The 12950-nt window shown below is 52.2% G+C and carries 11 protein-coding genes; 7 read left to right on the top strand and 4 right to left on the bottom strand.

Annotated elements, in window-relative coordinates:
• Positions 1 to 24: 24 nt before the first annotated feature.
• Positions 25 to 282, bottom strand: a complete 258-nt coding sequence (gene atpC, locus BUE76_RS07190) for an ATP synthase F1 subunit epsilon (protein ID WP_073040436.1) — start codon at positions 280 to 282, stop codon at positions 25 to 27.
• A 107-nt stretch (positions 283 to 389) separates the two neighbouring features.
• Positions 390 to 1889: a F0F1 ATP synthase subunit beta gene (gene atpD / locus BUE76_RS07185; protein WP_073040438.1), complete on the bottom strand. Its 1500-nt coding sequence runs from the start codon at positions 1887 to 1889 to the stop codon at positions 390 to 392.
• A 303-nt stretch (positions 1890 to 2192) separates the two neighbouring features.
• Here atpD and BUE76_RS07180 point away from each other — a divergent pair, with 303 nt between their 5' ends.
• The 3 genes from BUE76_RS07180 to BUE76_RS07170 all read left to right on the top strand — a co-directional run bounded on the left by BUE76_RS07180 (position 2193) and on the right by BUE76_RS07170 (position 5841).
• Positions 2193 to 3311: a DUF2235 domain-containing protein gene (locus BUE76_RS07180; RefSeq protein WP_073040440.1), complete on the top strand. Its 1119-nt coding sequence runs from the start codon at positions 2193 to 2195 to the stop codon at positions 3309 to 3311.
• Between the two features lie 114 nt (positions 3312 to 3425).
• Positions 3426 to 4187 carry a hypothetical protein gene (locus BUE76_RS07175; RefSeq protein WP_073040442.1) on the top strand — a complete coding sequence of 254 codons (762 nt, stop codon included), beginning with the start codon at positions 3426 to 3428 and terminating at the stop codon, positions 4185 to 4187.
• 112 nt (positions 4188 to 4299) lie between these two features.
• Entirely contained in the window at positions 4300 to 5841 is a 1542-nt protein-coding gene (locus tag BUE76_RS07170) for a membrane dipeptidase (RefSeq protein ID WP_073040444.1), read from the top strand.
• A gap of 44 nt (positions 5842 to 5885) precedes the next feature.
• On the opposite strand, the gene uvsE is transcribed toward BUE76_RS07170, so the two are convergent.
• Entirely contained in the window at positions 5886 to 6791 is a 906-nt protein-coding gene (uvsE, locus tag BUE76_RS07165; protein ID WP_073040446.1) for a UV DNA damage repair endonuclease UvsE, read from the bottom strand.
• Positions 6788 to 7324 (bottom strand): DUF4385 domain-containing protein, encoded by a 537-nt coding sequence (locus tag BUE76_RS07160; protein ID WP_143157212.1) that lies wholly within the window; start codon positions 7322 to 7324, stop codon positions 6788 to 6790. The genes uvsE and BUE76_RS07160 overlap by 4 nt, the downstream gene beginning before the upstream one ends.
• 205 nt (positions 7325 to 7529) lie before the next feature.
• Here BUE76_RS07160 and BUE76_RS07155 point away from each other — a divergent pair, with 205 nt between their 5' ends.
• The 4 genes from BUE76_RS07155 to BUE76_RS07140 all read left to right on the top strand — a co-directional run bounded on the left by BUE76_RS07155 (position 7530) and on the right by BUE76_RS07140 (position 12619).
• Positions 7530 to 9224 (top strand): L,D-transpeptidase family protein, encoded by a 1695-nt coding sequence (locus tag BUE76_RS07155; protein ID WP_073040450.1) that lies wholly within the window; start codon positions 7530 to 7532, stop codon positions 9222 to 9224.
• A 233-nt stretch (positions 9225 to 9457) separates the two neighbouring features.
• Entirely contained in the window at positions 9458 to 10633 is a 1176-nt protein-coding gene (locus BUE76_RS07150) for a hypothetical protein (RefSeq protein ID WP_073040452.1), read from the top strand.
• Between the two features lie 148 nt (positions 10634 to 10781).
• The gene (locus tag BUE76_RS07145; protein ID WP_073040454.1) at positions 10782 to 12263 is read left to right on the top strand and encodes a M6 family metalloprotease domain-containing protein; all 1482 of its coding nucleotides are present in this window, start codon (positions 10782 to 10784) and stop codon (positions 12261 to 12263) included.
• A gap of 53 nt (positions 12264 to 12316) precedes the next feature.
• On the top strand, positions 12317 to 12619 hold the full coding sequence (locus tag BUE76_RS07140) for a hypothetical protein (protein ID WP_073040457.1): 303 nt from the start codon (positions 12317 to 12319) through the stop codon (positions 12617 to 12619).
• The last annotated feature ends 331 nt before the right edge of the window (positions 12620 to 12950 follow it).

Here is a 12950-nt window from a genome sequence, read left to right as displayed (position 1 = left end):
GTTTTTCAATTTTTTGGAGAACAACTACTCTACTGCGGTAGCGCCTTCTACAAGGATGGAAACCTTGTTGTTCAGCACTTCTACAAAGCCACCCTGGATGTCGTAAAACGCAGCGTGGTTCTGGCGGTCGCGGAGCACTTTTACACGGCCGGCTTTCAACGCACTCACCAGGGGTGCGTGCTTGTCCAGCACTTCAAAAGAACCCGAAATACCCGGCATTTGCACACCGTATACTTCACCGCTGAAGAGTTTGCGTTCCGGAGTTAATATTTCTAAAGTCATAGTGACAATGTGATAATGTGCTAATCAGCCAATGTGCCAATGAAGCTTATCCTGTTCGGAGCTTGCCTCATTAGCACATTAGCACATTAGCTAATTAGCTAATTACCTTATCCCTGCGCCTGCGCCAGCAGTTTCTTACCTTTTTCGATGGCGTCGTCGATAGAACCTACCAGGTTGAAGGCTGCTTCAGGGTACTCATCCACTTCGCCGTCCATGATCATGTTGAAGCCACGGATGGTTTCTTCGATGGGTACCAGTACGCCTTTCAGACCGGTGAAGGCCTCGGCTACGTGGAAGGGCTGCGACAGGAAGCGCTGCACCCGGCGTGCACGGCTTACAGTCAGTTTATCTTCGTCGCTCAGTTCGTCCATACCCAGGATGGCGATGATGTCCTGCAGTTCCTTGTAACGCTGGAGGATCAGCTTCACGCGGTTGGCGCAGTTGTAGTGGGCATCACCAACAATAGAAGGCGACAGGATACGCGAAGTAGAGTCGAGGGGATCCACCGCAGGGTAGATACCCAGGTCGGCGATCTTACGGCTCAATACGGTAGTAGCATCCAGGTGGGCAAAGGTGGTTGCCGGAGCGGGGTCGGTCAAGTCATCCGCAGGTACGTATACCGCCTGTACGGAGGTAATCGAACCGTTTTTGGTAGAAGTGATACGCTCCTGCATCAGACCCATCTCGGTAGCCAGCGTGGGCTGGTAACCTACCGCCGAAGGCATACGACCCAGCAGGGCCGACACCTCAGAACCTGCCTGGGTGAAACGGAAGATATTGTCTACGAAGAAGAGGATATCGCGGCCACGGCCGGTACCATCTCCATCGCGGAAGTATTCTGCGATTGTGAGACCAGAAAGGGCTACACGGGCACGGGCTCCGGGAGGCTCGTTCATCTGGCCAAACACGAAGGTTGCTTTGGAATCGGCCAGCTCGTCGAGGCTCACCTTGCTCAGGTCCCAGCCACCTTCTTCCATGCTGTGCTTGAATGCGTCGCCGTACTTCATGATACCGGCTTCGATCATTTCACGCATCAGGTCATTACCCTCACGGGTACGCTCACCCACACCGGCAAATACAGACAGACCGGAGTAAGCTTTCGCGATGTTGTTGATCAGTTCCTGGATCAGTACGGTTTTACCTACACCCGCACCACCAAACAGACCGATTTTACCACCCTTTGCATAGGGCTCGATCAGGTCAATTACCTTGATACCGGTAAACAGGATTTCCGATGCAGTAGACAGGTTTTCAAACAAGGGCGGCTTGGCATGGATAGCGCGGCCGTTTACTTTAGAAACCTGGGGCAGACCGTCGATAGCGTCACCGGTTACGTTGAACAGGCGGCCTTTAACGGCTTCGCTGGCAGGCATGGTGATGGGCAAGCCGGTGTCCACGGCAGCCAATCCGCGGGTCAGACCCTCGGTACCATCCATTGCGATGGTGCGTACACTGTCTTCACCCAGGTGCTGCTGCACCTCAAGTACCAGTGTTTCACCGCTTTCGCGTTTTACTTCCAACGCGTTGAAGATTTCGGGCAGCTGGCCTTCGAACTGAACGTCCACCACCGCGCCGATGATTTGTTTAACCTTACCAACTTTAGCCATAAATAGCGTTTGTAAAGGGGATTTATCTATTTAAGAACCGGCCCCTCAGGTCCGGTTTTCAGTTTCAGGCTGCAAAGGTAAGGGGATGGGGGTAAACAGCCAATAATATACTTTCCCCAACCATCCTGTATTGCCCTGCCGGCAAACAAGTACCGCTCCCCTGTTTAAGCAGATCATTCTTCTATGGCTACCGGCGTCCAATTGCTTGCATTGCTTAAATAAAAGCATAATATTTAAGTGACTGCTTTCTGCTTCGATGAAGCAGTTTCCCTTTTCCGATAGCCAGCGCCAAAACTTTTTGATATGAACAAGGAGTACAACTTCAAACGCATCATTACCTACAGCGACGGCACCTGGAACAAACCCGTTGGGGAACCCCGCAGCCAGGCTACATCCGAAAAAAGCCAGACCTACCAACGGCCCAAGGGTCCTTGCACCAATGTGGAACTCATCTTCAATTGCATCTGCGAACAAGACGACGAGGGGCACCCGCAGGTAAAGGCATACGATGCAGGCGTGGGCACGGGCTACACCCTGAAAGACCGCTTTTACGGCGGCCTTACCGGTGCAGGCATCGACCAGAACATCAAGGACATGTACACCTTTATCGTATTGAACTATGAACCCGGCGACAAGATCTACCTTTTTGGCTTCAGCCGCGGCGCCTATACCGCGCGCAGCCTTTCGGGCCTGATCCGCAACTGCGGCATCCTGAAGCCTGCACACCTGTCGCTGCTGGATACAACCTACGAGCTATACCGCAACCGCAACAAATACACGGCGCCCGATTCCGATATGATGGTCAGCTTCAGGAGCAACTACTGCCACCCCGACACCAACGTCCATTTTGTAGGCGTTTGGGATACGGTGGGCGCCCTGGGCATTCCACATCCCATGTTTGGCAAAAGATACCAGTTTCACGACACCAAGCTGAGCAGCTCCATTGATTATGCCTTCCACGCGCTGGCCATTGATGAAAAAAGGCCCCTGTTCAAACCCACCCTTTGGCAGTTGAACGAAAAAGATGTAGCCCAAAACAACCGCGCAGCATCGATGGAGCAAAGGTGGTTTGCCGGTGTGCACTCCAATATTGGCGGCGGCTATGAAGACAGCAGCCTCAGCGACCTCGCCCTTTCCTGGCTGATGAACAAAGCCAAGGGCACCGGTCTTTGCTACCACAAGGAGCGGTATGAAGCCATCAAAGGCGACTGTACGGGGCTGGGGTACAATTCGTTTACCGCTGGCTACTGGCTGCTGGCGCCCGCCTACCCGCCACAACTGCGCGAAATAAACCTGGAAGACCCGCTGACCCGCCAAACCATCGATGAATCGGTGTGGGAGCGCTGCCGCAAAGACGGCCGCTACCGACCCGAAAACCTGAAAAAATACTTTTCGGCAAAAGACAGTATGCTGGCTACCTGAACAGCATGCCTGTACCGCATGGCATCACACCCGCAGCTGCACTTGCACAAACAGATTTTTTGCTGAAAATTTATAGGGCATACCTACCTACCCCAACCCATCAAACCGCAAACCATGTTGCAATTCAGACAAAATCTGTACACCGAAGAACACAACTTCTCCCACGAAGGGCAAAATGCTGCGGCCAATAATGGCGAGCCATCCGCCGCCGGTATCGGCACGGTTGAACTGCGGCTTTCCAGCGTGGTGGTGCAAGACAACAACACACCGGCCATTTTTCCCTACCCGGGTTATGCCAAGTTGTACCTGCTGTGCATTGTAGCCACCAGCGCTGCCGCCGGCGGTTACCAACTGCACCTCCGCAGTTTTGACCAGGTGGCCGATGGCGACGCCCTCAACATGGACAAAACCATTTACTACTGGAAAAAAGATCAGCCCACCGAAGTGGCGCCTGTACAGATACACGTTTTCACATCGCTCATCAAAAGCAAGCAGCCGCTGCGCGATGTGGCCGCAGTATTGTCGGAACTGTACCGCGATGCCAGCTATAAACTGCTCACCGCTACACTCGACAAACTGATCAAGGGCGCCACTCCTATTCCCGATATCAGCAACCTCTTATTCAATATTGCAGGCATTGCCGGCAAATACCTGGAAAAAGTAGACGACCGGCCGCTGCTCACCTGGTATCAAAGCTTTACCGGTGTGGCTGCCAGTGGCACCGTGCTGGGTAAAACAGAAAAGATGGCTGCCAACTGTTATGTCACCATCAATCTTTCGATGGTAGTACGCAACGACCTACCTGCCGCCGAAGAACCCAGGAAAGAAAAGCCGCAGGCAGGCAGCGTTCCGCTGCTCTTTCCGTACCAGCAATAAAGAAAGATGCCCGATGTGCGATTTCGGAAGTCGCTACCAATGAATCCTTTATTGCTGTTTTGAACTGCCGACATCCGACATCCCAAATGCTTGTCACCAAAACCTTGATCATATGCCTTCCCTCGACTTCTCCATCGACCTGCATTGCCACCCGCAGTATAAACCCATGGGTAAATCGTACGGCGCCATTCAGGGCGTGCAATCGGAAAAGCCCAACGAAAAAGCCAGCATGTGGCATTACAACCCGCCTACGGATGTAGACAAACTGCTGAACCAGCTTACGGGGCTCACCAAGTTTTCGCAAACCAATCTTACCGCATCCATGTACGGCGGTGTATGGGTGATGGTGGTGTCGCTGGGCGCTATAGAAAAATGGTTTTTCTGCCACCTGGGTGGCGGAGATGGTATATTTAAAGATATCATGGCCGATTTTGCCGTGGGCGTAGGCACCAAGCGCATCAACGCCATCCAGGGCATGAAAGATTATTTCGCCGACCTGGACCAGGAATACAAGTTTATCCAGCAGATGCAGGACCGCGTAGTTACCATTGATGGTAAAAAGCTTACCTACCGCATGGTGCGCAACTTTGAAGAGCTGGCGGGCGTGATGGAACAAAACCAGGAAGCGCTGACATCAACCACGGAAGGCAAACCCATAACCCTGGCCCTGATTCCTTCCATTGAAGGCATGCATGTGCTGAACTGCGGGCTGGACAGCGCCTGCGATGCTGAAACGGTAAAAGCCAACGCCCGGATGCTCAAAAAGCACCCGCACAAGCCCTGGTTTGTAACTTTTGCCCACCATTTTTACAACGAATTGTGCGGCCACGCCCCAAGCCTGCGGGGCAAAATGTCGAAGCGCTGCAACCAGTCGCATGGCATGGGCACCGGCTTTACCGACCTGGGCAAAGAAGTGCTGGAGATCTTGCTGGACGATACCGATGGCAACCGCATCCTCATCGACATAAAGCACCTGAGTGCAAAGGGCCGCGCCGAACTGATGGAACTGCGTCGCAAGAAGTACAAGAACCTCCCTCTGATCATTTCGCACGGCGCCTGCAACGGGCTGCCCAATCCCAGCACCAGCTTTTCGAAGTATCCCGAACTGGGCAATGACATGAGCCGCGGCGACATCAACTTTTACGACGAGGAAATATTGGAAATGGCCCGCTCCGGCGGCATCATGGGCCTGCAGCTGGACGAAAGACGCATCGCCTCGGAAGAAAGACTAAAACAAACCAAAAGCTCGCTGGTGCTGAGCAAGAAGATGCACTACCGCAGCCAGCTGGTATGGAACCAGATCCAGTACATCGCCGAACTGCTGGACGACAATAACCTTTTTGCCTGGGATTGCATTGCACTGGGCTCCGATTATGATGGTATTGTAGACCCTGTAAACACCTTCTGGACCTTTGAAGAATATACCGATCTAAAAGGCTACGTGGAGCGGCATGCATTCACTTACATGAAAGAACACAGCTCCCGGCTGAAGAACAGTTTCAATAAGATCGATGCCGATATCATTGTACAACGTGTTTTCCAGGAAAATGCCTGGAACTTCTTCAAAAAATGGTTTTCGGAAAATGAAAGAATACCGCTGATCCAGGAAAGCCAGGATGAGACAAAGGCCTTGGTTCTGGAACTAGCCGGTTGATTGATCCAACAAAAAAGATGGAGCGCTTCGAAGCTCCATCTTTTTTATGCCCCAACATTACCACCAGGGTTGCCAAACTGCTCCATGTATCGCTGTACTGCCAACTCCTTCATCTTGGCTTCCAGCACTATGTCCACCTCCTTGCCATAGGTGTTGATGGGTTCGTAAATAAAATCGGCGTGGGCTTCCCGCTTGGCGGTAGGTTCCTCCCAGTCGCGGCGGGAAGAAGAGAAGTGAAAGATGGGTTTTACCCGCCAGGTAGCAAAGGCGGTATGAAATGCTTCTTCCTCGCTCAGGTTGCCGGGGTGGAGCTTGTGGTGGAAATAGTCAAAAACGATGGGTACCCCGATCATCTCATGCAGCGGCACCAGGTCGGCAACAGTGTACAGGCCTGCCTTATCGTCATTTTCTACCGACAGGCGGCCGCGCAGGTTTTGCGACAGCAGGCTGAAGTTCCGGGCAAAGCGGCGGATGGTTTCGTCTTTATCACCATAAGCCCCTCCCACATGAATATTGATCTTATGCATGGGTGTTGCGGGCAATCCCATCAGGTCAAACACTTCGGAGTGTATTTCCAGGTCGCGGATGGTATTGTTTAAAGTAGCCCCGCTTCCCGCCATCTTGTTGAACGGCCCGGGGTGCGTCGTTAGCCGGATATTGTGCCGGCCTACGGCTTCCAGTGTAGCGCGGATCTCCGGGAAATCGGGCAACTCCGAAATATTGTACTCAGAAGCCCAGGGCATCAGGTCGGAAGAAACGCGGAACACCTTAATGCCCTGTTGGACGTTCCACTCCACTATTTGCAACAGCCCCTGCACATTTTGCAATGCTATTTGCGAGGCATACTGAACTCCTTTTTCCAAAAAGGTACGCCGGATCATCCCTTTGGAGGAAGAGACGCCCTGGTCGTTCAGGTTAATGTTGATACAGGCATATCCCAAGTTGATCATAGGTTGCTGGGTTTAGGCTTTAAACTTCCAATGGGTAAGGTTTCGTAGCGGTCAATATGCGCCTGCTGCATCTGCTGGTAAACAGTATCTGCGAGCGCCGATTGCCAGTAGCGGTAAAATATTTCGGCTGATGCGGCTTTTACCGGGTCGGCTACCAGGGGCAATATCTCGCGGCCATGGGCACCGCTTCGCCCTTTCTGGCTGTCGGGCACCGGCCCGTCATACTTTTTCCCGCTCTTGTGGTTGGCATAGCGCCTGCTGCGGGTATAGCCCATCTGCAAAAACTTGCGGGCCATATCCATGCCTACAAAATCGCCGGCAGCCTTGTATTGCTGGAAAAGCTGCCAGATCGCTTCAGCCGACTGCCCTGCTATTCCGGGTGTTTTAAACCGCCACAAAGGCAAAAGCTCGCTTTTGTAGGGCTCCACCAGCAACACGCCCTGCTCGCCCCTGCCCACCCGGTACAGGTGTGGATTGGCCCGCAGGTCAAGGTTGCGGTAGTCGAGGTTATAGTCGAACGGGAGCCTTTTCATCAATGCCATAGCTGCAAATAGCTTTCCAATAGCCCCGGCAACGGCACTGGGGTGGCGGGGGAAAAACGGCTACATTTCCAAAAGCCGGGCTTGCACATCAAAAAACAACCCCTAGCATAAAGCCTTTATTGTTAAGTATCTGCCGAAATCCAAAAGGAGGGATCTGCAATTTACTCCCGGGCATTTTTTTTGTTCAGCTTCCAGCATGAAACGCATTTTTTTATACCTGATGCTGGTCTCCGGCATTTTTACCGCCTGTGGACAGGCATCCAAAAACGGCAGCGATGACCAGGAACAGGGCGAAGAAGCCAAGAAAAATATCAGTTCCCGCGACCTCAGTATAACCCCGGCTACCGCCTACACCGACATCTTTGTGGACAGCATGGCGCTGGAACAATACCTTGCCACCCGCCAGGTGTCGGACTCTGTTGCCCGGCGGATGCGGAGTTTTTATAATGCCCGCAACTACCAGTTTGCCTGGTTCAGTTCAGACGGGCTGACGGAGCAGGCCCGCGGCTTCTGGAACCTGCACGATTACCACCGCAAAGCCTCCGATGCCGATACCATTTTGAACGATAAGGAATTATCCAAACGGATGAACCGGCTGATAGCCGCCGAGGACCTGTCGGTATCGGCAAAAGATGCGCAGATGGTAAACACCGAACTGACGCTGACCCAGCATTTTATCCATTATATGCGCACCCAGTACGAGGATGGCTATATCAAGCGCAAGGAAATGGAGCGTTTTGTGCCCCGTAAAAAAGAAGACGCTGCTTACCTGGCCGACTCGCTGCTGAACAAAAAGCATAAAGACGGCAAGTACTTCGAAGACGTACACAAAAACTACGGCCTGCTGAAAGATCAACTGGGCAAATACCTCCAGATTGTAAAAAGCGGCGGCTGGCCCATGGTGCCCGCTACCGACAAAAAGCTCAAGCCGGGACAGTCCTCCCCTGCCATTGCCATCCTGAAAAAGCGCCTCCAGATTAGCGGCGATATGCCTGCAGGTGATACCAGTGCTGTATTTACCGATACCCTGAACATGGGCATCCGCAACTTCCAGGCAAGACATGGCTTTAAAGAGGACGGACTGATAAGCGCCGCGCTGATCAAGGAAATGAATGTACCCGCAGAGGCCCGCCTCCAGCTACTGCTGATCAACATGGGCCGGATGCGCTGGCTGCCGCCGCAGCCTTCGGGCAACCTGATCCTGGTAAACATCCCAGAGTTTGTGCTGCATGCCTACGAAGGCGCCAAAAAGGCTTTTGACATGGTAGTGGTTGTAGGTAAGGAAGGACATAATACCACCACCTTTACCGGCGACCTCAACCAGGTGGTATTCAGCCCGCACTGGAATGTGCCCGAATCGATTGTAAAGAACGAGATCATGCCCAAGCTGGCCAGCAACCCCGGTTACCTCGAAAGCCAGAATATGGAGATCGTAGACCAAAACGGCAACCTGCCTACCATCAGGCAGAAGCCAGGTGAAGGGAATGCTTTGGGTAAAGTGAAGTTCCTGTTCCCAAACAGTTTTGACATCTACTTTCACGACACGCCATCAAAAAGCCTCTTCGAACGCAGCAAGCGCGCTTTCAGCCATGGCTGTATCCGCCTGGCCGAGCCGGAAAAAATGGCCAACTACCTGTTGCGCAACCAACCCGAATGGACGCCTGAGCGCATCAACGAGGCTATGAACAACGGCGAAGAAAAATTTGTCAAGCTCAAAGACCCCGTACCCGTGGTTATTACTTACTACACGGCATGGGTAGATGATGGTGGACGCCTTCATTTCGCAGAAGACATTTATGGCCATGATAGGCGCATTGCCGCCAAGATGTTTTCCAGCCCTGCACAGTTCAAAGGAGCCGGTAAAGATTCGGCAGCGGTGGCGAAGAGGTGATTGGTAATTAGTGATTGGTGAATAGTGATTGGGTATTGGGAATATAGATTTGTTAATGAGAGGCAGCGCTTATGCGTTGCCTTTTTTAAAATAGGAAGCACTACTGAATTTTATAAACTACTCTTACCCTGATAATCGTTCCCGTAGTCAAAACACAATACCTAATACCCAATACCTAATCACCAATCACTATTCACCCCTCCCTATATTTGTTTCCCTAAACTCAGGCATACATGCAAGTGGTGGAAGTTTCCGGCCCGGCCCTAGAACAGGCTTTTCTTCAGGTAAATGTGGATATCAACAGCGGCAACCCCAATTATATCCAACCACTGGACAAGGATGTTCGTGCCATTTTTGATCCTGCCAAAAACAAAGCCTTCCGCTTTGGAACGGCAAAGCGCTGGCTCCTCCGCGATAGTGCCGGAAAGTTCATTGGCCGCATTGCAGCATTTTTCAGTAAAAAATACAAGAGCAAAGGCGATGATGGGCCTGTTGGCGGCATGGGCTTTTTTGACTGCATCAACAACCAGCAGGCTGCCAACTTACTGCTGGATACGGCCAAACAGTGGCTGGTACAACAGGAGCCCGACATGGTGGCTATGGATGGCCCCATCAATTTCGGGGAACGCGACCGCTTTTGGGGTTTGGTGGTGGAAGGCTTCCAAGAGCCGCTGTACAACATGAACTACAACCCGCCCTACTACCGCGCGTTGCTGGAACATTATGGCTTCCAGGTTTTCTTCTACCAGTTGTGTATTGGCATTAATCCAAAGGCACCGCTTAACCCCAAATTATGGGAGCGGCATGCCCAGTTCGCCAAAGACCCGTCCTTCACCGCACGCACCATCGATAAAAGCCAGATAGAGCAATATGCCGGCGATTTTGCAACGGTGTACAATGCTGCCTGGGCAGGTCATGGGGGCCTCAAGTCCATTAAGAAAGAACAGGTGGTACAAATGTTCCGCACCATGAAACCCGTGATGGACGAACGGCTGCTTTGGTTTATTTACCACAAAGAGCAACCCGTGGCCATGTTCATCAACCTCCCCGACCTGAACCAGTGGTTCAAATACCTGCACGGCAAGTTCGACTTGTGGCACAAACTCAAGTTCCTGTGGGTAAAAAAAACCAAGCGCTGTAAGAAGTTTACCGGGTTGGTATTTGGCGTGGTTCCGGAGTACCAGGGTAAGGGCGTGGATGCCTTTATGATTGTAGAAGCAGCCAAGGTGGTACAACTACCCGAGATGCCCTACGACGAATACGAGATGCAGTGGATCGGCGATTTCAACCCCAAGATGCTGAACATAGCCCATAACCTGGGCGACACTTTTATCAGCCGCAAACTCGCTACTTTCCGGTACAACTTTGACCAGAGCAAACCATTCCAGCGGCATCCAATTCTGAGTTAGGAGTTTGGGGTTTGGAGTTTGGGGTTAAAAGCATTTACATAAGCCCTTAGCTCAGGCTTGTAAAGGCAAAATGCAGTGATTACACCCATTGCATAGGGCAAGTTCATATTGTATTTTTCAAATACATTATTCACCCAAAACTTGCCACATGAAAAAAGAAAGTCCTTCGACTCTGCTCACCAATTACCTCCACATCTGCAAGGCAGCCGAGGCCAGCAACGATGGTCACCGCTGTATGATTGCACCCAGCCCCGAAATCAGGGAAAAGCTGAAAAAAGAACTCAAACAACTCAGGAAGCTCACCGCCGATTCCAGCATGAGTTTCCTGCTGCAGCCCCGCATGAACAAACGCCTGGGATTGAATGACAGCCTCCTGTTGCCAGGCAACATGTTTGCCCTGGGCTCATCGGTTGAACGGGTTAGAAGTGCATCATCGCAGCGCACACCATTGCGCGGCAAGGTGCGGGTGATAGTGGTAATGGTGGAGTTTGCTGACAAGAAGTTTACCACCCCTAAAAACTATTATAAAGACCTTTTCTTTTCTACCGGGCAGATACCTACGGGCAGCGTGAAAGAATACTTCCTGGAGGTAAGCGACGGACAGGTGGAGATTACCGGCGAGGTAGTAGGCCCTTTCAAGCTGCCGCAAAAAATGGCTTACTATGCCCATGGCGAATCGGGCACCGGCAACAGCCAGCCTAACGCCCGCACCATGGCGCAGGACGCCGCCAAACTGGCCAACCCCTCGGTAATTTTTTCCAACTACGACAACGACAGCGATGGCTATGTAGATGCCTTTGTGGTGGTACATGCCGGCAGGGGCGCCGAGGAAACCGCCAATCCCAATGAAATTTGGTCGCACAAATGGCTGCTGCCCCAGCCCATGGCCACAGATGATACAACCATCTACAGCTATCTCACCATACCTGAAGATTGCAAGCTGGGTGTATGTGCCCACGAGCTGGGACACCTGCTATTTGGATTCCCCGACCTCTACGACACCGAAGAACCCGGCGAAGGCGTGGGCAACTGGTGCCTGATGGGTGGCGGCAGTTGGAACGATGGCGGCCGCACGCCGGCACATCCCTGTGCCTGGTGCAAGGAGCAGCAGGGCTGGGTGAAAGTGATCCGCCAAACCAATAACCAATTAAATGTATCCATTGAGGATGTAAAAAAATCCAAACAGGTGTACCGCCTGTGGAAGGATGGCAGTATGGGCAACGAATACTTTTTACTGGAAAACCGCCAACGTGCCCGCTTCGACAAGTTCCTGCCGGGCGAAGGGTTGCTGATCTGGCATGTGGACAATGCCATGCCCGACAACACCAACGAGTTTCACTACAAGGTGGCGTTGATGCAGGCCGATGGTAAAAAGCAACTGGAACTGGGCGTAAACCGGGGAGATGCGGGTGACATCTGGCCGGGAACCGTTCGCAAAGCCCAGTTCACGGCGCGTAGCAAACCCAACTCCAACAGCTATGGCAACCTGCCCACTGATGTGCAGGTACGCAATATCAAGCAAACAGGCGTGGTAGTTACCGCCGATCTATACGTGAAAAAAGGCAGGCAGCGCAAAACCGTCAGGGTGCCCAAACCAGCCAAGGCCGGCAAAACGGCAAAAGCAGGTTGATACAAACAAATCCCGGTGGTGCTAATGCCACCGGGATTTTTTAATTTGTAACCATGGTAAGTATCGCACCCAACGGCATCAAGGTAAAGGGAAAGGTGGTGGACATACACCCACACCCTACCAAAGCAGGTTACAGCATGCTGAAACTGCGTGTAAGCAGCATTGAGGAACTGCCCGACCTCGCCAACTTCTTTGACCTTTGCCCCGCCGACCATACCGAAGCCATGGTACTGACCGAAGCCCTGGAACAAAAAGGCATCGAAAAGGATGATCACGTTAGTTTAGAGATGAGCAAAACTTCCAGCCTGGCGAGCTTTATCAACCCGGAATCGATTAAAAAGGCAAAGGATAAATGACGCTTCAAAGTCAAAAAAGGCTCTAACCTGTTTTTTTGCATACTGTGGTCTGGGGTTTTGTCATGCTGACGTCGCAGCATCTCTTTCATTCATCGGAGCACCTGGGAGTACAAGGGGATGCCGAAACAAGTTCGGCATGACAGCGACTAAGGGTTCCGTCATCCCGGCGCAGGCCGGGATCTCTTTCGTTTATCAGAGTACCCGTGTAGAAAAGGGGTATCCCGAACTGCCTTCAACAGGGAACTTGTGTATTGATGGGGATGCCGAAACAAGTTCGGCATGACAGACTCTGCAGATCGGAGTTATACTGTACCTTGCCCAATTACAATAT

Source organism: Cnuella takakiae (assembly GCF_001953305.1).
Lineage (GTDB): Bacteria > Bacteroidota > Bacteroidia > Chitinophagales > Chitinophagaceae > Flavisolibacter > Flavisolibacter takakiae.
This window is presented reverse-complemented; position numbering and strand designations above follow the sequence as displayed.